The organism is Delftia sp. 60 (assembly GCF_002754395.1).
GTDB classification, from domain to species: Bacteria; Pseudomonadota; Gammaproteobacteria; order Burkholderiales; family Burkholderiaceae_C; genus Comamonas; species Comamonas acidovorans.
This window is the reverse complement of the sequence record NZ_PEFD01000001.1, coordinates 2,368,928-2,394,595: the sequence shown is the minus strand read 5'-3', so window position 1 is coordinate 2,394,595 and position 25,668 is coordinate 2,368,928. Positions and strand designations below refer to the sequence as shown.

23 protein-coding genes and 2 pseudogenes are annotated in these 25,668 nt (G+C 67.8%); 15 read left to right on the top strand and 10 right to left on the bottom strand.

Annotated features, from left to right (window positions below):
• Positions 1-2: 2 nt before the first annotated feature.
• Together CLV01_RS10840 and CLV01_RS10835 are read right to left on the bottom strand one after the other, a co-directional pair.
• On the bottom strand, positions 3-776 hold the full coding sequence (locus CLV01_RS10840) for an SDR family oxidoreductase (protein WP_099734320.1): 774 nt from the start codon (positions 774-776) through the stop codon (positions 3-5).
• A gap of 477 nt (positions 777-1,253) precedes the next feature.
• A complete protein-coding gene (locus CLV01_RS10835; RefSeq protein ID WP_099734321.1) occupies positions 1,254-2,498 on the bottom strand; it encodes an SAM-dependent methyltransferase in 1,245 nt (414 codons plus the stop codon).
• A 237-nt stretch (positions 2,499-2,735) separates the two neighbouring features.
• On the opposite strand from CLV01_RS10835, the gene CLV01_RS29510 reads away from it, so the two are divergent.
• The 7 genes from CLV01_RS29510 to arsH all read left to right on the top strand — a co-directional run bounded on the left by CLV01_RS29510 (position 2,736) and on the right by arsH (position 7,416).
• On the top strand, positions 2,736-2,858 hold the full coding sequence (locus CLV01_RS29510; RefSeq protein WP_256974566.1) for a hypothetical protein: 123 nt from the start codon (positions 2,736-2,738) through the stop codon (positions 2,856-2,858).
• On the top strand, positions 2,855-3,676 hold the full coding sequence (locus tag CLV01_RS10830) for a hypothetical protein (RefSeq protein WP_257221258.1): 822 nt from the start codon (positions 2,855-2,857) through the stop codon (positions 3,674-3,676). Before CLV01_RS29510 ends, CLV01_RS10830 begins: the two co-directional genes overlap by 4 nt.
• 51 nt (positions 3,677-3,727) lie before the next feature.
• Positions 3,728-4,660 carry a DUF4349 domain-containing protein gene (locus CLV01_RS10825; RefSeq protein WP_099734323.1) on the top strand — a complete coding sequence of 311 codons (933 nt, stop codon included), beginning with the start codon at positions 3,728-3,730 and terminating at the stop codon, positions 4,658-4,660.
• A 79-nt stretch (positions 4,661-4,739) separates the two neighbouring features.
• Positions 4,740-5,837, top strand: coding sequence for a DNA glycosylase AlkZ-like family protein (locus tag CLV01_RS10820; RefSeq protein ID WP_099734324.1), 1,098 nt, complete (start codon positions 4,740-4,742; stop codon positions 5,835-5,837).
• An 89-nt stretch (positions 5,838-5,926) separates the two neighbouring features.
• Positions 5,927-6,256, top strand: a complete 330-nt coding sequence (locus CLV01_RS10815) for an ArsR/SmtB family transcription factor (protein ID WP_099734325.1) — start codon at positions 5,927-5,929, stop codon at positions 6,254-6,256.
• A 25-nt stretch (positions 6,257-6,281) separates the two neighbouring features.
• A complete protein-coding gene (arsC, locus tag CLV01_RS10810) occupies positions 6,282-6,713 on the top strand; it encodes an arsenate reductase (glutaredoxin) (RefSeq protein WP_099734326.1) in 432 nt (143 codons plus the stop codon).
• The gene (gene arsH, locus CLV01_RS10805; RefSeq protein ID WP_099734327.1) at positions 6,700-7,416 is read left to right on the top strand and encodes an arsenical resistance protein ArsH; all 717 of its coding nucleotides are present in this window, start codon (positions 6,700-6,702) and stop codon (positions 7,414-7,416) included. The genes arsC and arsH overlap by 14 nt, the downstream gene beginning before the upstream one ends.
• 191 nt (positions 7,417-7,607) lie before the next feature.
• On the opposite strand, the gene CLV01_RS10800 is transcribed toward arsH, so the two are convergent.
• Both CLV01_RS10800 and CLV01_RS10795 read right to left on the bottom strand, forming a co-directional pair.
• Positions 7,608-8,600, bottom strand: coding sequence for a tripartite tricarboxylate transporter substrate binding protein (locus tag CLV01_RS10800; RefSeq protein ID WP_099734328.1), 993 nt, complete (start codon positions 8,598-8,600; stop codon positions 7,608-7,610).
• A 200-nt stretch (positions 8,601-8,800) separates the two neighbouring features.
• Positions 8,801-9,097 (bottom strand): annotated as a pseudogene (locus CLV01_RS10795) (SDR family oxidoreductase); the annotation flags it as partial.
• On the opposite strand from CLV01_RS10795, the pseudogene CLV01_RS10790 reads away from it, so the two are divergent.
• Positions 9,093-9,578: pseudogene (locus CLV01_RS10790) on the top strand (DNA glycosylase AlkZ-like family protein); the annotation flags it as partial. The pseudogenes CLV01_RS10795 and CLV01_RS10790 sit on opposite strands and share 5 nt — an antisense overlap.
• A 75-nt stretch (positions 9,579-9,653) precedes the next feature.
• On the opposite strand, the gene CLV01_RS10785 reads toward CLV01_RS10790, so the two are convergent.
• From CLV01_RS10785 to CLV01_RS10775, 3 genes are all read right to left on the bottom strand, one after another.
• On the bottom strand, positions 9,654-12,107 hold the full coding sequence (locus CLV01_RS10785; RefSeq protein WP_099734329.1) for a TonB-dependent siderophore receptor: 2,454 nt from the start codon (positions 12,105-12,107) through the stop codon (positions 9,654-9,656).
• A 126-nt stretch (positions 12,108-12,233) separates the two neighbouring features.
• Positions 12,234-13,241, bottom strand: a complete 1,008-nt coding sequence (locus CLV01_RS10780; RefSeq protein ID WP_099734330.1) for a FecR domain-containing protein — start codon at positions 13,239-13,241, stop codon at positions 12,234-12,236.
• A 1-nt stretch (position 13,242) separates the two neighbouring features.
• The gene (locus CLV01_RS10775) at positions 13,243-13,761 is read right to left on the bottom strand and encodes a sigma-70 family RNA polymerase sigma factor (protein WP_013803538.1); all 519 of its coding nucleotides are present in this window, start codon (positions 13,759-13,761) and stop codon (positions 13,243-13,245) included.
• A 208-nt stretch (positions 13,762-13,969) separates the two neighbouring features.
• On the opposite strand from CLV01_RS10775, the gene CLV01_RS10770 reads away from it, so the two are divergent.
• From CLV01_RS10770 to CLV01_RS10755, 4 genes are all read left to right on the top strand, one after another.
• Positions 13,970-14,476, top strand: a complete 507-nt coding sequence (locus tag CLV01_RS10770) for a hypothetical protein (protein ID WP_099734331.1) — start codon at positions 13,970-13,972, stop codon at positions 14,474-14,476.
• 371 nt (positions 14,477-14,847) lie between these two features.
• Positions 14,848-17,436, top strand: a complete 2,589-nt coding sequence (gene mutS, locus CLV01_RS10765; RefSeq protein WP_099735188.1) for a DNA mismatch repair protein MutS — start codon at positions 14,848-14,850, stop codon at positions 17,434-17,436.
• A 55-nt stretch (positions 17,437-17,491) separates the two neighbouring features.
• Positions 17,492-18,550, top strand: a complete 1,059-nt coding sequence (locus CLV01_RS10760; RefSeq protein ID WP_043824518.1) for a proteasome-type protease — start codon at positions 17,492-17,494, stop codon at positions 18,548-18,550.
• Positions 18,547-19,416: an alpha/beta fold hydrolase gene (locus CLV01_RS10755; protein ID WP_099734332.1), complete on the top strand. Its 870-nt coding sequence runs from the start codon at positions 18,547-18,549 to the stop codon at positions 19,414-19,416. The genes CLV01_RS10760 and CLV01_RS10755 overlap by 4 nt, the downstream gene beginning before the upstream one ends.
• A 91-nt stretch (positions 19,417-19,507) precedes the next feature.
• On the opposite strand, the gene CLV01_RS10750 is transcribed toward CLV01_RS10755, so the two are convergent.
• The gene (locus CLV01_RS10750; RefSeq protein WP_013803592.1) at positions 19,508-20,335 is read right to left on the bottom strand and encodes an undecaprenyl-diphosphate phosphatase; all 828 of its coding nucleotides are present in this window, start codon (positions 20,333-20,335) and stop codon (positions 19,508-19,510) included.
• 193 nt (positions 20,336-20,528) lie between these two features.
• On the opposite strand from CLV01_RS10750, the gene CLV01_RS10745 reads away from it, so the two are divergent.
• Positions 20,529-20,807 (top strand): PsiF family protein, encoded by a 279-nt coding sequence (locus CLV01_RS10745; RefSeq protein WP_043781210.1) that lies wholly within the window; start codon positions 20,529-20,531, stop codon positions 20,805-20,807.
• 349 nt (positions 20,808-21,156) lie between these two features.
• On the opposite strand, the gene CLV01_RS10740 is transcribed toward CLV01_RS10745, so the two are convergent.
• A complete protein-coding gene (locus tag CLV01_RS10740) occupies positions 21,157-22,386 on the bottom strand; it encodes a PepSY-associated TM helix domain-containing protein (protein ID WP_099734333.1) in 1,230 nt (409 codons plus the stop codon).
• An 18-nt stretch (positions 22,387-22,404) separates the two neighbouring features.
• Complete coding sequence (locus CLV01_RS10735) at positions 22,405-24,570, bottom strand: TonB-dependent receptor (protein ID WP_099734334.1); 2,166 nt, start codon at positions 24,568-24,570, stop codon at positions 22,405-22,407.
• Between the two features lie 322 nt (positions 24,571-24,892).
• Here CLV01_RS10735 and CLV01_RS10730 point away from each other — a divergent pair, with 322 nt between their 5' ends.
• A complete protein-coding gene (locus tag CLV01_RS10730) occupies positions 24,893-25,303 on the top strand; it encodes a DUF2306 domain-containing protein (protein WP_097203067.1) in 411 nt (136 codons plus the stop codon).
• Positions 25,304-25,337: 34 nt separating this feature from the next.
• Positions 25,338-25,664: a 2TM domain-containing protein gene (locus CLV01_RS10725; RefSeq protein WP_099734335.1), complete on the top strand. Its 327-nt coding sequence runs from the start codon at positions 25,338-25,340 to the stop codon at positions 25,662-25,664.
• The last annotated feature ends 4 nt before the right edge of the window (positions 25,665-25,668 follow it).

Here is a 25,668-nt window from a genome sequence, read left to right as displayed (position 1 = left end):
GCCTACTTGGTGGTGTAGCCGCCGTTGATCAGGATGGTCTGCCCGGTGATCCACCAGCCGTCGCTGACCAGGTGGCGGATGAAGGGCACCACGTCTTCGATATGCGTCAGCCCCGAAGGCGAGAACGGCGACAGCGCCGCCGCGCTCTTGTGATAGGCCACGGCGTCCGCGCCTTCCTGGCCGTAGAAGAACGGCGTGTCCATGGGCCCCGGCCCCACGGCCGTGACCGAAATGCCCCGCGCCCCGAACTCCTTGGCCGCCGCCCGCGTGAAATGCTCCACCGGCGCCTTGGTGCCCGCGTAGGAGGAATAAAACGGCGTGAACGCGCCCAGCAGCGAGGTCACCAGGGTCACGATCTTGCCGTGGTCGTTGACATGGCGCCCCGCCTCCTTGAGGAAGAAAAACGCCGACTTGCCGTTGACGGCGGCCATCTCGTCGTACTCCGCCTCGCTGATCTCCATCAGCGGCTTCTTGAGCACCTTGCCCACGGTGTTGATGGCAATGTCCGGCCGGCCCACGGCGTCCACGGCCTCTGCAAAAAGCCGCTCCACAGCGCCAGCGCGCGTGAGGTCGCCCTGCAGCGCCACGGCCTCTGCGCCCAGCGCACGCACTGCGGCCACCGTGGTCTCTGCCTTGGCCCGTGAAGACTCGCTGTTGTAGTGCACCACCACGGCCCGCGCGCCGTGCCCCGCCAGATCACGGGCAATCAGCCCGCCCAGATTCTTGCCGCCGCCTGCAATCAGCGCCACCTTGCCGCGAATGGAATGGTCTGCCATGGAAACGCTCCTTGTGCTTGGATGAAGCACCCAGCTTAGGCAGCCCGCCCCCCGCGATAAACCGGCCCAGCCGGGATGGATCATCCAGAAAACCAGAACAATCGCGCCGATAGTTCTCTCCCCGCCCCCGCTCCCCCGCCCCTTCCCGTATGCCCGCGCCTGCGTCGGGCCGCCTGCGGGGTTGCAGTCCTGCCGCAGGACAGGACTGCTTCGTCATCTGACTCGCCGTGATTGTCTGAACGGAGCGCGCAGCGCGAAGTGAGTTTCACGGCGAACCCCGCAGGCGGCCCGACGCAGGTTGCCCCGCAGCGCAGCGAAGGGGTCGCGGGCATTCGGGTCGCCTTTGCTTTGCCTACTTTCCTTTGGCGAAACAAAGGAAAGTAGGTCGGCCGCCGGGCCGAGACCCGGCCTCGAAAAAACACCACCCGGCAGGGTCAAAAGCCAAACCCGCGTCACGCCAGACGAACAAGACAAGCCTCACGACAAGGTCCGCTCGTACATATACCGCCGCGACCAAGGCAACGAAGCAGCCCCCTGCCCCGCCCTCCGACAAACAACCTGAAAAATAGACACATCGTCATGCTCAAACGCATAAGCACACCCCGCCAGATACACCCTCCAAATCCGAAACCTCTCCTCCTCCACCAACGCCCGAATCTCCGGCACACAAGCCTCGAACCGCTCCAGCCACAACTGCAACGTGCGCACGTAATGCCGCCGCAGCCCCTCCACATCCAGCACCTCCAGCCCCCCACGCTGCATGCCCTCCAGCGCCAGACTCAGGTGCGGCAGCTCGCCATCAGGAAACACATAGCGGTCAATGAACGCGCCGCCGCCCAGGGCCGTGGCGCCCACGTCGGCATCGGTGGAGGTAATGCCGTGGTTCAGCGCCAGCCCGTCGTCGGCCAGCAGCTCGCGCATGTGCGCAAAGTACATGGGCAGGTTGCGGCGGCCCACATGCTCGAACATGCCGACGCTGGTGATGCGGTCAAAGCGCCCCTGCACGTCGCGGTAGTCCTGCAGGCGGATCTCGATGCGGTGGGCCAGGCCTGCGGCGCGCACGCGCTCGGTGGCCGCTTCGAACTGGTTGCGCGACAGGGTCACGCCCACGCAGTGCGCGCCAAAGTGCTGGGCCGCGCGCAGCACCAGGGCGCCCCAGCCGCAGCCGATGTCCAGCAGGCGCTGGCCCGGCTGCAGGCGGATCTTGGTGAGGATGTGGTCCAGCTTCTTGCGCTGGGCGGTGGCCAGATCCTCGTCGCCGTTCTCGAAGTAGGCGCAGGAATAGACCATGCCCTCGTCCAGCCAGAGGCGGTAGAAGTCATCGGACACGTCGTAGTGGTACTGGATGGATTCGCGGTCCGTGCTGCGGCTGTGCCGAAAGCGCCTTGCCGCGCGCGCCGCAAGCGCCAGCCGCCCCGGCCCCTTGCCCGCGCCCTGGGTCTTGGACATGCGGCGCGCCAGCGCATAGCCGAAGTCGATGATGTCGGGCAGGCGGCCGTCGATGTCGATCTGGCCCTTCACATAGGCCTGGCCCAGGTGGTCCAGGCTGGGGTCCAGCAGCAGCGGCAGGGCCGAGGCGCTGCGCACGGTGAGCGTGACGCGCGGCTGCTCGAAGCGGCCGAAGTCGAACTGCTCGCCATTCCACAGCACCAGCCGCGCCGGCAGATCGGCCCGCGCACGCACGGCCTCGGCCCAGCGCCTGAGCTTCTTGTCCCAGAACATCTTGCATCTCCCCGGGGCTGGCGGCGCCCCCCCTTTTGACATGAACCGCATGAACCGCATGAAAAGGAAATGACCAGTCTTGCCGGTTCATGTGACGGCAAGACGTCAGCACGGCAGCCCGCGCCGGTAGCGGATCGATACAGACCCGATGGCGCCCACACCCCGCCAGCGGCCCGGCTTGGGGCACACTGGCCGGCGTTCCAACTGCCCCGGCGCGAAAGCGCCTGCGACAGACCCATGCAAGCCTTTGACCTGAGCATCGAGCACCGCAACGAACAACGCAGCACCGGCGGCTATGGCCTGCCGGCCGGATTTCAGGAACCTGCCATCGAACTGGAGCCAGTGACGCCATGGCCATGACCCATACCCAGGCGCTGTCCAAGCTGGCCGCCGACACCCTTGTGCAGACCCTGGAGGAAGACGTGGCGCGCGTGATGGCGCGCACGTTTGCGCTGGGCCGGCACGACGCCGCTATCGCGGCCAACTACGGCGGCCATGCCCTGCCGCCCCTGCTGCGGCGCTGGAGCTGCGTGCTGCAGGCAGATGACGCCAAGGCAACGGCGCTGTACCGGCACAAGACGGCGCTGGCCCTGGCCATCGTGCTGCACAGGAACGGCCTGGCCGACGCGGGCCTGAACACGGCCGCGCGCACGGCCATCGATTCGCTCAATGCCGAGGTGGCGCTCAGCGATGACTTCTTTCGCAAGTCGGCGCAGATCCGCCAGGACTTCCTGGACACGCCGCCCGCGCCGCCCAAACGCTCGCCGGGCCTTCCCGACAGCCTGACCTTCTACCGCGCGGCCGACGTGGTGGCCATGGAGCTGGACGGGCGCTTTTACGCGCTGTACGTGCACGGCTGCGCCCGGACGAACCAGAGCCCCATCGTCGAGTTCTACGACGCGGTGTTCGACCACCTGCCGCAGATGGCGGAGCTGGCCGATGTGCGCGCCCGGGGCCGGCGCTACAACGATGGTGTGGGGCGGGTGGCGCGGTTTTCCATATCGGGCCTGAAGTTCCTGCCCGACCCGGCAGGGCAGTTCACCCTGGTCAAGGCCTGCGTGGAGACGCCGCCGGACCCCGGCCATCTGCAAAAGGGCGACTGGCTCTACACGGTGTCCGACATCTTCGAGCTGCAGTCCGAGGTGGACTCCATGTTCGGCCCCGGCGGCAAGCCCTGAGCCTTGAGCCCTGACAGCGGCCTGTTCTTGCCTGTTTTCAAGAGGAAATTCATGACGCATCCCCGGCCTTCCACCCTGTCTTCCCGCATGGCCTTGCCGGCCGTGCTGGCACTGGCTGCCACGCTGGCCCTTGCGGGCTGCAACCAGCGGCATGACACAGCAGCCATGGAATCTGCGCCCGCCCCCGCGCCCATGGCGGGCGGCGCCGGCATGAAGCAAGGCCGCGCCGCCACCGTGCAGGCCGAGGATGCGGCAGCAGCCGCACCAGAGACATCGGCGCAGGACGAGATGGCCCAGCGCTTCCTGGCCGTGCGCCAGGAGCTGAACGTGGAAGTGCCGCAGGCGCAGCTGGCCGATGCCTGGGGCCAGGTGCGCGACCTGTGTGCCACGCTGCGCTGCGAGCTGCTGTCGGCATCCCTTCTGCGCGAGACGCCCCAGCAGCCCGGCAACGCCATGCTGGAGATGCGCGTGGCGCCGGCCGATGTGCAGCGGCTGCTGGGCACGCTGGCCGGCGTGGCCACCATCGTGTCGCAGAACACCATCAGCGAGGACAAGACGGCCGAGGTGATCGACGTGGAGGCGCGCATCAGGAACCGCACCGAGTTCCGCGACAGCCTGCGCCTGATGCTGCGCGACACCACGACCAAGCGCACCATGTCCGATCTGCTGGAGATACAGCGCACGCTGTCGGACACGCAGGCCGAGCTGGACGCCATGGCCGCCCAGCGCAAGGTGCTGGAGCAGCAGACCAGCAAGCAGCACATACAGATCCAGTTCACGCCCACCCGCGCCCTGGTGCAGGGCGGCACCAGCTACAGCCCCATAGGCCGCGCGCTGCGCGATGCCGGCCACGTGCTGGGCGAGAGCATGGCCGCGCTGATCACCTTCGTGGCGGCCGTGCTGCCCTGGCTGGTGCTGGTGGTGCTGCCGCTGGGCTGGGTGCTGCGCGCGCTGTGGCGGCGCAGGCGTGCCAGGAAGGCCTGAGCGGCACGGCAGGATCAGGAAGTACGGCGGGGCACGGAGACCGGCCCACCCGGCGGCCCTGCCGTGCTCCAATGAAGCCATGCCCACCGAACCGAGCCTTGACGACCTGCGCCGCCATGCCGTGGCGCGTATCCTGTTCACGCCGACCACCCTGCCTGCGGCCATACAGCGCCTGGGTTTTGTGCAGGCAGACCCGATCCGCGCGCCGGCCCGGGCACAGGACCTGACGCTGCGCCACCGCGTCAAGGACTACCGCGCCGGCGACCTGGAACGCCGCTACGCACGCCTGCCGATCGACGAGGACTGCCTGGTCAACTACGGCTTTCTGCCCAGCGAGCACCTGGCGCTGATGCACCCGCGCCAGGCCCGCAAGGCCTGGGATGCCGAGACGCAGCGCAAGGCCGCCGAGGTGCTGGCCTTTGTGCGCGAGCGCGGCGCCGTGCATCCGCGCGAGGTGGAGCAGCATTTCTCGCACGGAAGCGTGAAGAACTACTGGGGCGGCTCGGGCAGCGCCAGCACGCAGTTGCTCGACGGCATGCACTACCGCGGCCTGCTGCGGGTCAAGCGCCGCGACAGCGGCACGCGCGTCTACGAGGCCATCGCCCACCCGCCGGCCGACGACAGCCCCGCCGCCAGCGCCCTGCGCGCCGCCGCGCTGATCGACCTGGTGGTGCGCAAGTACGCACCGCTGCCGGCCCCCAGCCTGACCTACCTGGTGCGCCTGCTGGGCTACGGCGCGCCCCACCTGGCGCAGCAGACCCAGGTGGCGCTGCGGCTGGCGCGCGATCAGCTGGCCAGCTGCCGCATCGACGGAACCACCTGGTACTGGCCCGCCGACGAAAACCCACGCTCGCGCCGCCATGCCTTCGACGAGCGGCTACGCCTGCTCGCGCCCTTCGATCCCGTGGTCTGGGACCGGCGCCGCTTCACGCTGCTCTGGGGCTGGACCTACAAGTTCGAGGCCTACACGCCACCGGCCCGGCGCCAACTGGGCTACTACGCCCTGCCCATGCTCTGGCAAGGCCATGTGATCGGCTGGGCCAACCTGCAGGCGCGCGACGGCCGGCTGGAGCCGGCGTTCGGCTATGTGGCCGGCGCGGCGCCCGGCGATGCCGCCTTTCGCAGTGCGCTGGATGAGGAGCTGCAGCGCATAGAGCTGTTCCTGGCGCCGCGCTGAGATGCCCGCCCTGCGCGCCCTTCGGCGCAGGGCCGGCGGGAATGCGCTCAATCAATTCAATATTTCAACATTTCTTGTATCATTGACGCATGCAGGAAACCCAAGCCATCCGCTCCCTTTCCGCCCTCGCGCATGAAGCGCGGCTGCGCGTGTTCCGCGCACTGGTCGTTGCCGGTCCCGAGGGCCTGACGCCCAGCGCGCTGGCCGAGCAGCTGTGCATCGCGCCCAATGCGCTGTCGTTTCATCTGAAGGAGCTGTCCCATGCGCAACTGGTGAGCCAGGAGCGCCAGGGCCGCAATGTGCTGTACCGGGCGGCCTTTGCCGCCATGAACGACCTGCTCGCCTATCTCACCGAAAACTGCTGCCAGGGCGCCCCCTGCGCTGTGGCCGATGCGCCCGCCTGGGGCGGCGGCGCCTGACATCCACACGGTTACGGAGACCGCCATGAGCACCATCACCATCTATCACAACCCGGCCTGCGGCACGTCCCGCAACGTGCTGGCCCTGATCCGCAACAGTGGCGAAGAGCCCACCGTCATCGAGTACCTGAAGACACCGCCCGACCGCGCCACGCTGCAGCAGCTGCTGGCCGCCCTGGCCCTGCCCGTGCGCGATGTCCTGCGGCAAAAGGGCACGCCCTTCGACGAACTGGGCCTGGGCGAGCCGTCATGGACCGATGCCCAGCTGATCGACTTCATGCTCCAGCACCCCATCCTCATCAACCGCCCCATCGTGGTGACGCCGCTGGGCACGCGCCTGTGCCGTCCGTCCGAGACCGTGCTGGACATCCTGCCTGGCGCACAGCAAGGGGCTTTCTCCAAGGAAGACGGCCAGGCCGTCATCGACGCGAAAGGACAACGTGTTGCCAATCACTGAACTGCCCAACCTGGACCCGCAATCGTTTGACGCCCCCAGCCTGCAGCGGCTGCTGCCGCAGGCACGGGCCACGCACGCGCCCCGCATCCTGCTGCTGTATGGCTCGGTGCGCGAGCGCTCCTACAGCCGCCTGCTCACCGAAGAAGCTGCCCGGCTGCTGCGCCACATGGGCGCCGAGCCCCGCATCTTCGATCCGCACGGCCTGCCCCTTCCCGATGCGGCGCCCGACAGCGACCCCAAGGTCCGCGAACTGCATGGGCTGGCCCGCTGGACCGAAGGCATGGTGTGGACCTCGCCTGAACGCCACGGCGCCATGACCAGCATCCTCAAGGCCCAGATCGACTGGATTCCCCTGTCCTTCGGCGCCGTGCGTCCCACCCAGGGCAAGACCCTGGCCGTGATGCAGGTCTCGGGCGGCTCGCAATCCTTCAACGCCGTCAACCAGATGCGCGTGCTGGGCCGCTGGATGCGCATGCTCACCATCCCCAACCAGTCGTCGGTGGCCAAGGCCTACCAGGAGTTCGACGACGCAGGCCGCATGAAGCCCTCGCCCTACTACGAGCGCGTGGTGGACGTGATGGAGGAACTGGTCAAGTTCACCCTGCTGACGCGCGACTGCACCGGCTACCTGGTGGACCGGTACAGCGAACGCAGGGAGAGCGCCGAGGCGCTATCGCGGCGGGTCAACCAGGGCAGCATCTAGCAAAGCGCACGCGGGCACTGGCACTGGCACTGGCACTGGCACTGGCACTGGCACTGGCACTGGCACTGGCACTGGCACGGGCGCGGGCACGGGCGCGGGTCCTCCCCAGCCGACGAGCAGCCTTTCATGATCTTTCGGCACATGCTGCAGCAGTACCCGTGCATCAAGGCCGGCAGGCAGCCGGACCGCCCTCAGTTCATGCGCGGCAGATTCGCCGCCTTGATGGCCGCGCCCATGGACTCATGGCCCTGGACCAGCTTCCTGCGGTATTCGGCGCCGGTGAGCGGCGCCGGGTCCACACCGGCTGACTCGAAGATGCGCGCCACGTGGGGCCCCTCGGCGGCTGCCATGGCGACGCGCTCCAGCCTGTCGCGCAGGGCGGGGGGCACGCCCTTGGGGTAGGCCAGGCCGATCCAGGAGTCGATCTCCACGTCGTAGCCCTGCTCCCTGAGCGTGGGCACCTCGGGCAACTCCTTCCAGCGCATGGGGCTGGCGCTGGCGAGCAGGCGCATTTTTCCGGCCTTGACGTGCTGGACGATGTCCGAAGGGTTCTGCACGATGACATCGACCTGCCCGCCGATCAGGCCGGCCACGGTCTCTGCGCCGGACTTGTAGTTGATCTCCTCGAACCTGCCGCCCGACTTGCGCCCCAGCTCGTACATGGCCAGGTTGTTGGGCGCGGACGGCGCGCCAAAGAAGATGCCCTTGCCCTGGCGGGACGCGGCCACCAGATCGGCCATGGTCTTGTAGGGCGAGTCCGCGCGCACGGCCACGCCATAGCGGTAGCGGGCCACGCCTGCGATGAAGTCGAAGTCATCGACCTTGTAGTCCACCTTCATGAGGTGGGGCGTGATGGCGATGGTCGAAAACGTCACCACGCCCAGCGTATAGCCGTCAGGCTTTTGCCGGGCCAGAGACGAGACGCCCAGCGTGCCCTGCGCTCCCGCGCGGTTGTTGGGCACCACGGGCTTTTTGAGCAGGCCCTCCATGGCATTGCCGATGGCGCGCGAGGCCACGTCGGTATTGCCGCCTGCGCCGTAGTTGATGATCAGGGTCAGTTCCCACTCGGGAAACGCGTCCGTGCCCTGGGCCAGCGCCGGGGCGCCGGCTGCGGCCGCCAGCGCTGCCGCGCAGAAGGCCGAAAGCAGGCATCTGCGAGATGCGGGGGATGGATATGCATGCATGGTTGTCTCTCGTTGCGATCTTGGGTTCTGTCGTCTTTGGAAGTCGTGCTTTCACGGTGCTGCGCACTACCCACTGACCGGGAAACAGGCACGCCCTGGAAGTGGGGGCACCGAGGAAGGGCAGCCCCGCACCGAGAGTGCCGTCCCCCCCGCGAAGCGATATGGGGAAGCGGCGCAGCCGCTCAGGGGGTCGTCCTTCCTCAATTCATGAAAAAGCCGCCGTTGACGTCGATCACGGCGCCATTGGTGAAGCCCGCAGACTCGCCGCACAGATAGCGGATGGCAGCGCCGACCTCGGCTGCCTCGCCCAGGCGCCGCACGGGGATCTGCTCGGCATAGCGGCGGTTGACCTCGTCGCCGGCCTGCTGCGCCATCGGCGTCAGGATGCGGCCCGGCGCCACGCAGTTGGTGGTGATGCCGTACTGGCCCATCTCCGAGGCGATGGAGCGGCTCAAGCCCAGCACGGCGGACTTGCTCAGCATGTAGGCGGGGCCGGCCCCCAGCCTGACCTACCTGGTGCGCCTGCTGGGCTATGGCGCACCCCATCTGGCGCAGCAGACCCAGGCGGCGCTGCGGCTGGCGCGCGAGCAGCTGGCCAGCTGCCGCATCGACGGAACTACCTGGTACTGGCCCGCCGACGAGAACCCACGCTCGCGCCGCCATGCCTTCGACGAGCGGCTGCGCCTGCTCGCGCCCTTCGATCCCGTGGTCTGGGACCGGCGCCGCTTCACGCTGCTCTGGGGCTGGACCTACAAGTTCGAGGCCTATACGCCACCGGCCCGGCGCCAGCTCGGCTACTACGCCCTGCCCATGCTCTGGCAGGGCCATGTAATCGGCTGGGCCAACCTGCAGGCGCGCGACGGCCGGCTGGAGCCGTCATTCGGCTATGTGGCCGGCGCGGCGCCCGGCGATGCCGCCTTTCGCAGCGTGCTGGATGAGGAGCTGCAGCGCATGGAGCAGTTTCTGGCGCCGCGCTGAGGCTCAGGCAATCGCCCCCTGCGCGCGTTTGCCGCCACACAGGATCAGCGGCAAGACTGCACAGGCGCAGTCCACTCAGAAGGTTCCGCGCAGCGTGAGCGTGGCATTGCGCGGCATGCCGTAGTAGGTGCCGTTGCGCGCGCCGCCCACGGCGGCCCAGTAGACCTTGTCGGTCACGTTGCCGATGTTGAGCGCCGCCGTCCAGTTGCGGTTGATGCGGTAGGAGGCGCGCAGGTCCAGCACGGCATGGCCGGGGTTCTGCACGGTGTCCACGCGGGCATGGCTTTGCGCGCTGAGGTTGGCGCCCACCTTCCAGGCCGACCATTCGCCGGGCAGCGCGTAGCTGGTGGACACGCGCAGCAGGCTGCGGGGTGTGTCGGTGCTCAGCGAGCTGCCTTCGTCGTCGCGCGTGTTCAGCCAGGTGTAGCCGCCAGAGACCTGCCAGCCGCGTGCAAGCTCGCCGCCGATCTCGGCGTCGAAGCCCTTGCTGCGCAGCACGCTGGAGTTGCGGTAGCAGTCATTGGTGGTGACGCCAGGGCACAGGCCTTCGTTGCCGGTGTCGAACACGGCCACGTCGCGCTTCTTGATGTTGAACACCGAGAAGGCCACGTTGAGCTTGCGCTCGAACAGTTCGCCCTTGATGCCGGCCTCGTAGTTGGCGCCCACGGCCGGCTTGAGGCGGTTGCCCTGCACGGTGGCGTACTGCGACTGGGGCTGGAAGGTGCTGGTATAGCTGGCGTAGACCGACCAGAGCGGATCGATGTCGTAGACCAGGCCCGCATAGGGCGTGAAGCGGCCGTTTTCGCGGTAGTCGTTGGTCAGCGCGCCGGTGAAGGTGTCGTTGGAGCGGAACTTGAACCAGTTCAGGCGCCCGCCCAGGTGCAGGTGCAGGCGTTCGGCCAGCTGAAAGCGCCCGCTGCCGTAGATGCCCAGCAGTTGCTTGCGTTCCCTGAGACCGAAGTCATAAGGGGGAGCCACGGGATCGGGGATGCGCGAATGGTCGAAACGGAAGACGTCCAGGGGCATGGCCTCGCCAGAGGAGGCCGACTGGGTCAGCACCTTCTGCTGGGACCAGCTGGTGCCGAACATGACCTTGTGCGTGCCGCCCAGCGCCTGAAAGCTGCCGGTGACGTTGGCATCCAGCCCCGTGGCATCGATGTCGCGCGCAATGAAATCGTTGCCTACATAGCGCAGGCCCTGCAGGGTAACGGGATCGATGGCGCCGCGCGCCGATCCCAGCTTCTGGTCGATGGTGGTCTTGCCGTGGTTGAGCGTGAGCTTGGCCACCCAGTCGCCTCCCATGCGGTGCTCGACCTCGCCGAACACATCGTCCACCTGGGCCTCGTGGCGGTTCCATCGCTGGCCCAGCGAAGTGGAGCGCGGCAGGCCCAGCGAGGCGCCGTTGGAGTAGCTGGGCAGGCCGAAGATGCTGTAGCCGTCGATGTCGGTCTGCTCATGGCGGTAGCCCGCCGTGACCTTGGTGCCGGCGCCCAGGTCGGCGTCGATCACGCCGTAGAGCATGGGCGAGCGCGAATGCACCAGGTCGATGAAGCTGTGGCGGTCGGTATAGGCGGCCACCACGCGGCCGCGCACCGTGCCGGCCTCGTTGAGCGCGCCGCCTCCATCGATCTCGGTGCGGAAGTTGTTCCAGGAGCCGATGCTCTGGGCAAACTCGAAATGCTTTTCCGCACGCGGGCGCTTGCGCACCATGTTGACCACGCCGCTGGGGTCGCCCGCGCCCACCACCAGGGCGCCTGCGCCGCGCAGCACCTCCACGCGGTCGAGAATGGCCGTGTCCATGGGCACCCAGCCCGTGGGGCTGTAGGTGCCGCCGGCCACGCCGTCGAGCAGGTAGTTGGAGTCCGGGATTTCGTAGCCGCGCATCATGTAGACGTGGGCCCCGAAGTTGCGCTGCGACTTGGTGGCGCCCGTGGTCTGCAGGATCACGTCCTCGACGGAAGACAGGTTCTGGTCATCCATCTGCTGGCGCGTGACCACGGTGACCGACTGCGGTGTCTCGCGAATGGACTGCTCCATCTTGCCGATGCTCAGAGCGCGCGTGGTATAGGAGCCGGTCTGCTCGGTGGTGGGGCTGGTGATGGCCTGGGCCGTGACGCGCACCTCGGCCATGGCCTGGGCCGTGCCTGCGGTGCGTGCAGCGGCAGCTGCGGAGGCTGGAGCGGGCGCTGCGGTGCGCAGGCCCCAGTTGCCCGAGCCCGTGCGCACAAGCTCCAGCCCGCTGCCCTGCAGCGCCGCGCGCGCGGCCTGCTCGGGGGTATAGCTGCCGCGCACGGCGGGCGCGGTCAGGCCGCGCACCAGCTCGGCGTCAATGCCGATCTGCTGGCCGCTTTCGGCGCCTATGCGCGCCAGCGCGCTGCCCAGCGGCTGGGCCGGCAGGTCGTAGCTGCGCACGGACGAGGCGGCTGGCGCAGCGGGCGCGGAAGGGGAAGTCTGGGCGTGGGCGCTCAGCGCGCAGGCCAGGGCGGCAGCGGCCAAGGTGCGCAAGGGCAAGGGGCAGGAGAGCAGCATGCGGGTTCTCGACAAGGAGGTTGGAAGGGCCTGAAAAGCAGGTTTCCAAGGCTTGTCGAGCGCGCCACAAAAAGTGTTCATTTTTTTGCGCGCAGGCACCGACCTCACCCGATAGTCACTCGACAGTCACTCGATGGTCACCAGCCAGCCACGCTGGTAGACATTCACGGCAATGGGCAGGGTCTCGGCCAGCGCCGCCAGGGCGCGGTCGGTGTCGTCCAGCGAGAAGGTGCCGTAGACATGCAGGGCCGCCGCACGCGGCGCCACGCGGATGAAGCCCGCGCGGTAGGCGCGCAGGGCCTGCACCACATCGCCCAGCGGCTGGTCGTGCGCCTCCAGCATGCCGCGCTGCCAGGCCGACGCGGTGCCGGGCTCGGTCGCATCCTCGGCAATGCCCGCCGGACCGAAGCGCGCACTGCGGCCTTGGGCCAGCACCTGGCTTGCACCCTGGGGCGTGGTGATCTCCACGCTGTGCTCAAGCATGCTCACCAGGCTGCTGCCGGCCTCCTGGCGCACCACGAAGCGCGTGCCCAGCGCGCGCACCTGGCCATGGACCGTGCGCACGATGAAGGCGGCGGCGCCTTGCCCTGCCTCCCAGGCCTGTGGCGCTGCATGCGCCAGCAGCGTGCCCTGCCGCAGGATGACGGTGCGGCGACCACCACTGAAGTCCAGGTCCGCGGCCGAACGCGCATCCAGCCTGACGGTGCTGCCATCGGGCAACGCAAAATCACGCCGCTCGCCCGTGCCGGTGCGCAGGTCGGCAGCCCATTGGCTGATGGGTGTGTGGCGGTGGGCCACGAAGGCGGTGCCCACGGCCATGCCGCCCAATCCCAGCGCGCCGCGCAGCAGGCTGCGGCGACGGCGGATGCGCGATTCGGCACGCTGCAGCGCCTGGCCCATCAGGCTGCCCGAGGCCGCAGGCGCGCCGGTGCGCAGCGGCGACAGCATCTGCTGCAGCGGTGCCTGCAGCCGCTCCCAGGCCAGGCGGTGACCGGCATCGGCCCGGAGCCATTGCTCGAAACCCTGGCGCTCGCCATCGCTGACGGAGCCCGAGTTCAGCGTGACCAGCCAGCCCACGGCCGCCTCGGTGGCAGCATCCAGACTGCTGCCGTCCTGTGAAAGAGAGGCCGCCATGTCAGCCGCCGCGCGCTACGGCAATGCCGGCCTGCTGGCGGGCCAGCGCGATGGCGATGCGCCGGAAGGCCTCGGCCATGTGGCGGCGCACCGTGCTCAGGGAAATGTCCAGCTGGTCGGCAATGGCCTGGTAGGTCAGGCCGTCGATCTGGCTCAGCAAAAAGGCCTGGCGCGCCTTGAGCGGCAGACCGTCCAGCGCCTGGGCGATGTGCTCCAGCGTCTCCAGCAGCACGGCACGCTCTTCGGGAGAAGGCGCCAGCTCCTCGGGCTGCAGGGCCAGGGTCTCCAGATAGGCCCGCTCCAGCTCGCGCCGGCGCCACAGCGTGAACAGCAGGCGCTTGGCAATGGTGGTCAGAAAGGCGCGCGGCTCCTGCACCACGGCAGCGGGGCGCGCGGCCACCACGCGCACAAAGGTCTCGGACGCCACATCCTGCGCCTCGGCCGTGTCGCGCAGCCTGGCCTTCAGACGCGACAGCAGCCAGGCATGGTGGCCCACATACAGCTGCTGGACCTGGAGCATGGATTCTGGAGGCGTGTGCGGCACGGACATGGGGCGGTATTTTAGCCGCCCGCAATAAGAATGGTTTGCATTCCACCCATGAACGCGCCAGCCATGACGCCCGCCTACCCAGGGGCGATGCCCACGCGAGCGCGTCCCAAGCATCCCAAAGCCAGTGGTAAATTGAGGCTTGGCTTTTGCAAACCACATCTCGCGAGACAGACAGGCAATGAAAAAAATAGCAATTGTGATCGCTGCAACGTTGGCGGCATCGGCGAATGCAGCTTGGCAATACCAGCAGCAGGAAGACAGGATGACGAGTGAGAAAATGCAGTTTGCATATATCGAAAGCAACAACTCACTCAATCTACCGTTCCCTTATGCCGGGAAAAACCACGGCACGCTGACTGTACGCAAGCAACGCAAGGCGGGACTGGAGGTCTATCTCTCCATTGAAAAGGGCCAGATCATTTGCCCCATTTCCAGCGGCTGCAAGATTCAGGTGAGATTTGATGATGGCAAACCCATGGATTTCTCGGGATCGCCTTCAGCCGACCATGACTCGACAATCGTCTTCCTCAAGGACGCACAGCGTTTTATCAACGCAGCGAGCAAGGCCAAGCAAATTCTGGTGCAGGCGAATATCTATCAAGCGGGCTCACCCATCCTTGAATTCCACTCCGGAAAGCCACTTGAGTCTCTGGAGTGGACACGCAAAGCAGTGAAATCTCGCTGAAGGCAAGCGCCTGCGCCAAGGGAGCCCGCCATGGTTGGTGTCCCAGCCTACCTGCCGTGCAGGCGAGTCAGCCAGCGCCCCTCTGGAGCAGAGCACCCAACGCCACCGATCTTGCCCCCGCGGAGCCCACCCGACCCCGCCTAGTCAATAATGTGACCTTTGCCCGCTGCCGCATCCCACACCAGGGAGATGGTCGATGACGGGCACCGCGACACAAGAACATCTGCGCCTTCCTCCGGCCCCCGCGCCACCAAGGAAGGCCCTGCCCGGCACCTGCATGCCGCCGCAACCTGTTGATTCCCAAGCCAATGAGCGACCTCTCGCAAAGCACACAGCCCTCTCCGGCCCCTGATCTGTCGGCGCACACGCCCATGATGCAGCAGTACCTGGGCATCAAGATCAACTACCCCGACACGCTGGTTTTCTACCGCATGGGGGATTTCTACGAGCTGTTCTTCGGGGATGCGGAGAAGGTGGCGCGGCTGCTGGATATCACGCTGACCACGCGCGGGCAGACGGCGGGGCAGCCGATTCCTATGGCGGGCGTGCCCTTCCATGCGCTGGAGAACTACCTGGGCCGGTTGATCAAGCTGGGCGAGTCAGTGGCGATCTGCGAGCAGGTGGGCGAAGTGGGCGCCGCCAAGGGCCCGGTGGAGCGCAAGGTGGTGCGCGTGGTGACGCCGGGCACGCTGACCGACAGTGAGCTGCTGTCGGACAAGAGCGAGGCGATCTTGCTGTCCCTGCACACGGCCGGGCGCCAGCGCTGCGGCCTGGCCTGGATGGCGGTGACGCAGGGGCGCATCCACCTGGCCGAGTGTTCCCACGATGAGCTGGGCGCCTGGATTTCGCGCATTGCGCCCAGCGAGCTGATCTACAGCGCGGGCGTGACCGAGCGTTTCGAGCAGAGCCTGTTCGCGCTGCGCCATGGCGGCTCCATTGCCTGCCCGCTGTCGCCGCGGCCCGACTGGCAGTTTGACGGCGGCCTGGGCGAGCGCAAGCTGCTGGAGCTGCTGGGCGCCGCCAGCCTCAAGGCCTGGGAGGCCGAGGACCTGCCGCTGGCCCATGGCGCCAGCGCGGCGCTGCTGTCGTATGCCGAGCACACGCAGGGCCGCAGCCTGTCGCACATCCACGCTCTGCAGGTGCAGCGCGACGATGAGCTGATTGCGCTGCCGCTGGCCACGCGCCGCAACCTGGAGCTGGTCAAGACGCTGCGCGGTGAGGATTCGCCCACATTGTTCTCTCTGCTGGACACCTGCATGACGGGCATGGGCAGCCGCCTGCTCAAGGCCTGGCTGCTGGAGCCGCGCCGCGACCGCACGCAGGCCATGGCGCGGCTGGAGGCCACGCGGGCGCTGCAGGACGCCAGCGCAGGCGGCATGGCCGCGCCCTGGCAGCAGTTGCGCGAGCAGCTCAAGGGCGTGAGCGATGTGGAGCGCATCACCGCGCGCACCGCGCTGCGCCAGGTGCGCCCGCGCGAGCTGGTGGGACTGGGCCGCACGCTGCACAAGGCGGCCGTGCTGGCCCAGGCCGGGCAGACACCCTCGGCCCACCTGACCCAGCTGTTTGCCGACCTGCAGCCGCCCGAGGGCTGCGCCGAGCTGCTGGTGCGCGCCATCATGGAAGAGCCGGCCGCCCTGGTGCGCGACGGCGGCGTGTTTGCCACGGGCTACGACGCCGAGCTGGACGAGCTGCGCGCCATCCAGAACAACTGCGATGACTTCCTGCTGGAGCTGGAGGCCAAGGAAAAGCTGCTGACCGGCATTCCCAACCTGCGCGTGCAGTTCAACAAGGTGCACGGCTTCTATATAGAGATCACCAACAGCTACAAGGACGCTGTGCCCGAGCGCTACCGCCGCCGCCAGACGCTGAAGAACGCCGAGCGCTACATCACGCCCGAGCTCAAGGCCTTCGAGGACAAGGCCCTGTCCGCGCAGGAGCGCGCGCTGCAGCGCGAGAAATTCCTCTACGAGCAGTTGCTGGACCAGCTGCAGCCCCATGTGCCGGCGCTCACGCGCGTGGCCGGTGCCATTGCGGCCATCGACGTGCTGTGCACGCTGGCCGAGCGCTCGCTGACGCTGAACTGGTGCGCGCCCGAGTTCGTGAACCATCCCTGCATCGAGATCGAGGCCGGCCGCCACCCCGTGGTGGAGGCCCGCATGGCAGAGACCTCCAGCGGCAGCTTCATCGCCAACCACACGCGCATGAACGCCAACACGCGCATGCAGGTCATCACCGGCCCCAACATGGGCGGCAAATCGACCTATATGCGCCAGGTGGCGCTGATCGTGCTGCTGGCGAGCATGGGCTCGCATGTGCCGGCGTCCAGCTGCCGGCTGGGGCCCATCGACGCCATCCACACGCGCATCGGCGCGGCCGACGACCTGGCCAATGCCCAGTCCACCTTCATGATGGAGATGACCGAGGCCGCGCAGATCCTGCACTCGGCCACGCCGCACAGCCTGGTGCTGATGGACGAGATCGGCCGGGGCACCAGCACCTTCGACGGCCTGGCGCTGGCCAGCGGCATCGCCACCCAGCTGCACGACAGGACGCGCGCCTTCACGCTGTTTGCCACGCACTACTTCGAGCTGACCGAGCTGCCGGCCAAGGCACGCGCGGCCGTGAACATGCATGTGAGTGCGGCGGAGTCGGGCCAGGACATCGTATTCCTGCACGAGATCCAGCCCGGCCCGGCCAGCCGCAGCTACGGTATCCAGGTGGCCAAGCTGGCGGGCATGCCGGCCGGCGTGCTGCACCACGCGCGCCATGCGCTGGAGGCACTGGAGGCCCATGCCGACGAGGGCCGCCTGCAGGTGGACCTGTTCGATGCGCCCGACATGCCCGAGCCCGAAAGCCGCCACGACCCGCTGGCCCAGGCCCTGGCCGCCATCAATCCCGACGCACTGAGCCCGCGCGAGGCGCTGGAGGCCCTCTACCAGCTCAAGAAGATCGCCGCCTGAACGCGGTCAATCGCCTCGCACTAAACTTGTCGATCCCGCAGTTTCGGATGTTCCCATGACTTATTGCGTTGCCATCAAGCTCAACGCCGGCCTGGTTTTCCTGGCCGACTCGCGCACCAATGCCGGCCTGGACCAGATCAGCTCGTTCCGCAAGCTCATGGTCTACGAGAACCCCGGCGACCGCTTCATGGTGCTGCTGTCGGCCGGCAACCTGTCCATCACCCAATCGGTGCGCGAGCTGCTGGAGAGCCAGCAACTGCGCGACGAGGCCACGGGCGACATGCTGACCATCTGGAACGTGCGCAGCATGTTCGACGCGGCCCGCGTGCTGGGCGCGGCCGTGCGCCATGTGTTCGAGCGCGACGGCGTGGCGCTGTCCCGGTCGGGCGTGGACTTCAATATCTCGCTGGTGCTGGGCGGCCAGATCCAGGGCGAGAACATGCGGCTGTTCCAGGTCTACTCGGCGGGCAACTTCATCGAGGCCACGAGTGAGACGCCCTACTTCCAGATCGGCGAGTCCAAGTATGGCAAGCCCGTGCTGGACCGCGTGATCACGCCGCGCACGCCGCTGGACGAGGCCGCCAAGTGCGCCCTGGTGTCCATGGACAGCACGCTCAAGTCCAACCTCTCGGTGGGCCTGCCGCTGGACCTGATCGTGTACGAGAAGGACCGCTTCGCCTCCGACAAGATCGTCAGCATCGACGAGAGCAATCCGTATTTCCGCATGCTGCACGACAGCTGGGGCGAGCGCCTGCGCCATGTCTTCGACAGCATCGAGGACCCGGCCTGGGATGGCGGCGATTCCGCGGTGCCCATTCGCGTGCACAGCCGCCAGGCCCAGCCGCTGACCAAGGTCACCGCGCCGGCCGGCGCCCTGCGCGCCAACGCGCGCACCATGGGCCGGCTGCCGCCTGCGGCGCTGCGCCAGCCCTATCACAGCGGCACGGGCGCAGGCCTGGGCACCTCCACGGCCGACGGGCTGGCCACCTCGCCCATGACGCCCCTGCAGCCGGGCCCGGCATCGCCCATGCGGCCGGACGCCGGGCAACCCTCCGGCCACCAGCAAGGCATGCCGGATGCTCCGGACCGAACCGGCCAGGAGCCCCAGCCGTGAACGCGGCCCGGCCCGCGCTGCGGGCCGACAGCGATGCGGGCACGGAATCGGCACCGCTGCCCGTGGTCTTCTCGCATGCCAACAGCTTTGCGCTGCCCACCTACCGGCTGCTGTTCTCGCTGCTGGCCGAGCGCGGGATCGCGGCGCAGGGCGTGGAGCGCTTCGGCCATGACCCGCGCTTTCCCGTCACCAACAACTGGCCGCACCTGGTCGAGCAACTGGCCGAGTTCACGCGCGCCGAGGTCGAGCGCGTGGGCGGTCCGGTCTTTCTGGTCGGGCATTCGCTGGGCGGTTTCCTGAGCGTGATGACGGCTGCACGCCACCCCGAACTGGCGCGTGGCGTGCTGCTGATCGACTCGCCCCTGCTCAGCGGCTGGCGCGCCAACGCCGTGGGCGTGGCCAAGCGCACGCAGCTGGTGGGCTCGGTCTCGCCGGGCAAGATCAGTGCCCGCCGCCGCAATGCCTGGGACAGCGACGAGGAGGCGCTGGCCTACTTCCGCGCCAAGAAGGTGTTTGCGCAATGGCACCCGCAGGTGCTCCAGGACTATGTGCAGGGCGGCCTGGCCGATGTGGACGGCCGGCGCACACTGCACTTCACGCGCGAGGTGGAGACCGCCATCTACAACACCTTGCCGCACAACCTGGCCTCGCTGCTGCACCACCATCCGCTGCGCTGCCCGGCGGCCTTCATCGGCGGGCGTGCCTCGGTGGAGATGCGCCAGGTGGGCATGGACCTGACGCGCCGCATCACGCGCGGGCGCGTGATGATGCTGGACGGCAGCCACCTGTTCCCCATGGAGCGGCCCCACGCCACGGCCGCGGCCATCGAGGCCTCGCTGCTGAACCTGCTCGGCCCCGAGGGCTGAACCGGGCACCCCGAATGTGAAAAGGCCACCTTGCGGTGGCCTTCTGCGTTGGTGCCTGAGGAATGCCTGGGGCCCTTCGCCCAAGCCTGGGTCAAACCTCGCTCCAGCTCACGACCCCGGTGAAGGCCGTCACCAGCACGATGATGCCGAAGGCGATGCGGTACCAGGCAAACGGCACGAAGCTGTTGGTGGAGATGTAGCGCAGCAGCCAGCGCACGCACAGCCAGGCGCTGATGAAGGAGAACACCAGGCCCACGGCGAACATGGGGATGTCGGCCGCCGACAGCAGGGCGCGCTCCTTGTAGAGGCTGTAGACGCCGGCGCCGATCAGCGTGGGAATGGCCAGGAAGAACGAAAAGTCGGTCGCCGCCTTGCGCGACAGGCCCATCAGCATGCCGCCGATGATGGTGGCACCGCTGCGGCTGGTGCCGGGAATCATGGCCAGGCACTGCACCAGGCCGACCTTGAGGGCGTCCAGCGGCGTCATCTCGTCCACGGTCTGCACGCGCATGGCCGATGCCGGACGGCGTTCGGCCCACAGGATGACGAAGCCGCCCAGGATGAAGGTGGTGGCCACCACGGTGGGCGTGAACAGGTGCGCCTTGATGAACTTGCCGAAGATCAGCGCCAGCACCACGGCCGGCAGGAAGCCGATGATGACGTTCAGCGTGAGCCTTTGCGCCTGGCGGCTGGTGGGCAGGTCGACCACGGTGGAGCGGATCTTTTGCCAGTACACCAGCACCACGGCGAAGATGGCGCCGGTCTGGATGGCGATGTCGAAGACCTTGGCCTTGGCATCGTCGAAGCCCAGCAGCGAACCTGCAAGGATGAGGTGCCCGGTGGAAGAGATGGGAAGGAACTCCGTCAGCCCTTCCACGATGCCCATGATGGCGGCCTTGACCAGCAAAAGAATGTCCACGGCAAGCGTCCTGTCGCAATGCAAAAGTGGGCCATTATCTGCGCTGGCCATGGCCTGCCGGTGTCCGCCTGCCCGCCTGTCAGCGGCAATCGCAAACTTTTACAACGCCGGGCCCGCAACGTTGCTGCGCGCCCGGCACTGTGCTGCAATGTGGGTGCGCTGGACTTCAGCGCGCCTTCAAAACCATTCCATCATGAAAAAAATCGTTGTTCTGGCAGTTGTCTCCCTGGCCTGCAGCATGGGCATGGCCGCAGGGGACAAGGCTCCCACGGCCCAGCAAAAGCTGATGGGCACCTGCAACACCGAAGCCACCGGCAAGAAAGGCGATGAACGCAAGGAGTTCATGAAGTCCTGCCTGTCCGACGGCAAGAAGCGCCAGCAGGAACGCATGAAGACCTGCAACGTGGACGCCACGGGCAAGAAGGGTGATGAGCGCAAGGCGTTCATGAGCGAGTGCTTGAAGAAGGACTGAAGCTCCCCCTGAGCGGCTGACGCCGCTTCCCCCTCTCTACCCGCTTCGCGGGGGAGGGGGACGACGCCCTCGCCGCGAGGCGGCTCTTGCTCGGCGTCTCTGGTGTCGGGCCGCGCCAGATTTGGAGGCTGCGCCCTATTTCTGCAGCAAGCCTTCATTGAAGCCACCGTTTTCGGTGGCTTTGCTGTTTAGACGGATAGTTTTCTGATTTGGCTATCAATGGAGCCGTGCACTACCGACAGCCGTTCAAACTCGCAGGGCTCAAGCGCGGGCAGCCGAGCAAGGGCCGCCCCGCAGTGAGGGCTGCGTCCCCCTCCGCGAAGCGAGAAGGGGGAAGCGGCGCAGCCGCTCAGGGGGTCATCTTCCTGGCTCTGCGTTTGCGCCACCAGATGATGACGCCGGTGATCGACAGGACTGCGACGAGCATGCCGACGAAGGACATGAGCACGCGGCCGGGGGTGCCGAGGATGCGGCCGCTGTGCAGGGGCAGCTGCAACTGGACGAAGACGTCGGCTGCGGTGCCGTGCCAGGGGCGGTAGGTGCCCAGGACTTCGCCGTTGTCCGAGCTGACGTAGATGTTGGACAGGCCCATGCCCATGGCACCGGTTTCGTCGTGCGGGTCGAAGAAGGAGATGTTGTAGAACGGGAAGTCGCCGCCCCACCAGATGCCGCCTGCGGGCTGGGCGAAGCCCAGGCGCTTGGCCTCGCTCTGGGCGATGGCGATGGCCTGGGCGAACGAGACCTGGGGCACGAGGAGCGTGCCCTGGGGCGCGGGCTTGAGGGTTTCGTAGGGGCCGGGCGTGGTGGTGGAGACGGTGCTCATCACCGGGTAGAAGACTTCGCGGTACAGGTTCAGCGAGAACGAGGTGAAGGCCACGATGACGATGACGGCCCAGACCCACAGGCCGCCCGCGCGGTGCAGGTCGAAGTTGAGCTTGTAGGCGCCGCCGCCCCAGCGCACGCGCCATGAGGGCAGCCAGCGCCGCCACCACGATCCCACGGCCGCCGTCAGGCGCGGGGCGCCTTTCCTGAGCTTGACGGGAAAGGTCAGCAGCAGCGCGACAAAGCTGTCGGCCACCCACAGCAGGGCCAGGCTGCCCATGAACCAGTAGCCCCAGCGGTCCGTGCCCCAAAAGCGCGGGGCCAGCAGGCTTTCGTGCAGGTGGCGCAGCCAGGGCATGAGGTTGCGCTGGCTGAGCGCAAAGCTGCGCCCGTTGCGCTGGCCGGTGATCCGGCCGCTGACGGGATCGACAAAGACCGTGTCATAGCCCAGCGCAGGCGCCTGGCCCGTGGCCGGGTCGGGCCGGGGGCGCACCATGAACATGGCGGCTTCGCCCTCGACCAGGCCCAGGGTCATGTAGCTGATCTCGGCGCGCGGCTCGCTGGCCTGCACGGCGGCGGCCAGCTCCAGCGGGGTCTTCAGCGGGCCGCGTGCCGGGGTCTCCAGCATGTCGGCGTTGAGCCATTCGTCGATTTCATGGTCCCAGGACAGCACGGCCCCGGTGAGGCCGGCCATGGTGAGGAAACCGGCCAGCACCAGGCCGATCCAGCGGTGCACCACCGTCCACAACGCGCGCATGCTTCAGATCGCTCCGGCTCAGAAGTCCACCGATGCGCTCAGCGAGAAGGTGCGCGGCATGGACTGCACCAGGTAGTTGGCGCCCGGGTAGCCGCCCACGGACGACCAGTAGCCCTTGTCGAACAGGTTGTCGATGCGCGCGCGCAGGGTCAGCAGGCGGTTGTTGCCGATGTCCATGAGATAACGCGCGCCGATGTCGGTGCGCGTCCACGAGGCCACCTTCAGCGTGTTGGCGCCGTTGGCGTACTGGCTGGAGGTGTGCATCACGCGCGCATTGAGGGCCAGGCCCGAGACGCCGGGCACATCCCAGTCCACGCCCAGGTTGAGCAGGCGCTTGGGCACGCCGATGGCGTAGTTGCCGATGGTGGTGGCATCGGCGGCCTCGCGGATCTTGGCCTCGCTGAAGGTCACGCCGCCCAGCACGCGCAGGCCCTTGACAGGTTCGCCGAAGACCGTGGCCTCCAGGCCGCTGTTGCGCTGCTTGCCGTACTGGCCGAAGACCTGGTTGGCCACATAGGCCGAAGGCATGTCCGTGGTGTACAGCGCCACCGTGGCGCCCAGCTGCTGGCCCTGCCACTTGAAGCCGATTTCCTTCTGGCGCGACTTGTAGGGCGCGAACACCTGGCCGCCGTTGGACACGGGCAGGTCGTTGGCCGTCTGCGGCGCCACGGCGCCCTTGGTCAGGCCTTCGATGTAGTTGGCGTAGACCGAGGTGTTCTCGCTGGTCTTGAACACCAGGCCCAGCATGGGCGTGGTGGCCGACTTCTTGTAGTTGTCGGTCTGCGCGCCCGTGTTGTAGTCGTAGCTGCTTTGCTCGATGCTCTGGCGGCGCACGCCCACGGTCAGGCGCAGGCGCTCGTCCAGCATCGTCAGCGTGTCGCCGATGGCAAAGCTGTTGAGTTGGGTTTCGCCCACGCGCGTGGGATCGGCCAGGTTGCCGCCGAACAGCGTCATTGCCGGGCGTGCGCTGCTCCAGGGGTTGTAGATGTTGTTGACCACGCCAAAGCCCATGCCCCAGGCATTGCGCTCGGTGGCCGAGTAGGTGCTGGCGGTGGCCACCAGCTCGTGGCCCACGCTGCCCGTGGCCAGGCGCGTGCGGATGCCGACCTCGCCCGTGCCCACGCTGTCCTTGCGCTTGTTGTCGAAGCGCGTGCCCGTGGTGTCGCCGGCCGCATTGCTCACGGTCACGCCGCTCAGGGAGTTGTCTTCCTTGCCGCGGCGCAGGCCGCCGGCGGCCCAGGCCGTGGTCGTGTCGTTGATGTCCCATTCGGCGCGCAGCGTGGCGAACAGGTCGCGCTCGGTGGAGTACGACCAGTTCTGGCCGTAGTTGGTCTTGTTGTCGGGCACGGCCGGGATGAAGTTGCCCGGCGTCACGCTGGGGCGGCCGCCGTTGTAGCTGTTGCGCTGGTAGCCCACGTCGCCCGACAGGCGCACGTTGCGGCTGCGCCAGTCCAGTCCCACGCCCAGGGCGGTGAGCGAGCGGTCTTCGCCATCCACGCCCGTGCCGCCGTCGCGGCGCACGGCGTTCAGGCGGATGCCGGTGCTCTGGTCAGGGCCGAAGCGGCGCGAGATGTCGGTGGAGACAAAGGCCTGGCCGCCCGTCTGGATGCCGGCGCCCACGCGCGTCAGCGCATCATTGCCGGCGCGCTTGGGCAGCAGGCTGATGGTGCCGCCAATGCCGCTGCCGCCCGGTGCCGCGCCATTGAGGAAGGCATTGGCGCCGCGCAGCACCTCCACGCGCTCGAAGAATTCCGAGGCAATGTACTGGCGCGGCAGCAGGCCGTACAGGCCGTTGTAGGCGATGTCGTCCGAGTACACCGGGAAGCCGCGCAGCACATACAGCTCCTGGAAGTTGCCGAAGCCGCGCGCCTGGCGCACGCCCGGGTCGTTGAGCAGCACGTCGCCCACGCTCTTGGACTGGGTGTCTTCGATCAGCTGCTGGGTGTAGCTGGTGGTGGAGAAGGAGGAATTCTTCCAGTCCAGCGTGCCCAGCACGCCGTTGCGCGCGCCCGTGGCCACCTGGCCGCCTGCGAAGGGCTTGGACAGGCCCTGGGCCGATGCGTCGGCACTGGCCTCCACCGTCACGGCCTCCAGCACGGGGTCGCCGCCCCGGGTCTGGGCAATCAGGGCCTGCTGGCTGCACAGGCAGAGAACGGCCAGGGAAATCGGGCGAATGGAGGGCACGAGGATGATACTGAGAATGATTTACAGAATCCGTTAGCTTACCAACCACATTAGGGCGCTGCTATGAATTTTCTCAATCTGTTGCATCGAAGCAATCCTCCAAGTGATTGAATTCAAAGGCCCTTCGCAATAGTTTGTGCGCACTCCCCATAGCCGCAATCTTCCAACGACCACGGAGATCCCTGCAGCTCGCGGCGCCCCGATGCATCTGGCACCCTGCCGGCGCACGTCCGTCGCATGGCGCTGGCCCGGCCCGCGTCCTGCAACGACAGTCCTGTCCCATACAGGCCCGCAGAACCGGGCCGCACGCCAGGACACCGCCATGCAAATGACACCGCTGATCGCCATCCACATGAGCGCCGCCCTCGCCGCCACGGCCACGGGTGCCATCGCCCTGCTGGCACGCCGCCAGGCCGCCGTCCATCCCCGCCTGCACCGCGCGGCCGGCTACGCCTTCGTCACGCTCATGGTCTGCGCGGCGGTGTCCGCCTGCTTCATCCGCGACTACCGCCTGCCCAACTGGGCAGGCTACACGCCCGTCCACCTGCTGGTGCCGCTGACCTTTGCCGGCCTGGGCCGCTCGTTCTGGCACCTGTACCACGGCAACATCGCCGGCCACCGCAAGATCATGCGCAGCGTCTACATCGGCGCCTGCGTCGTGGCGGGCCTGTTCACCCTGCTGCCCGGCCGCTACCTGGGCGACCTGCTGTGGCAGCAGCTGGGCCTGGCCTGACGCCGCTTTCCTTCCCCCTGACGGAGAACTTCCCATGCGCACCCTCGATACCCTTGATCCCCGCGATCCCTCTGCTCGCCACGACGACGATGCCCTGGAGCGCATGGCGCGCCGACGCGCAGGCGCCAAGATGGGCTGGATGATCCACGCCAGCGTCTATGTGCTGGTCAACCTCGGGCTGGCGGCGCTGTCGCTGTCCCAGGGCAGGCACTGGGCCATCTTCCCGGCCCTGGGCTGGGGCCTGGGGCTGGCCATCCACGGGGCCGTGGTCTGGCTGGCCCTGCCGGGCAACGGCTGGCACGGGCGCATGGTGGAGCGCGAGCGGCAGGCGCTGCAGTCACGCCAGGGCCGCGCCCGCTGAACGA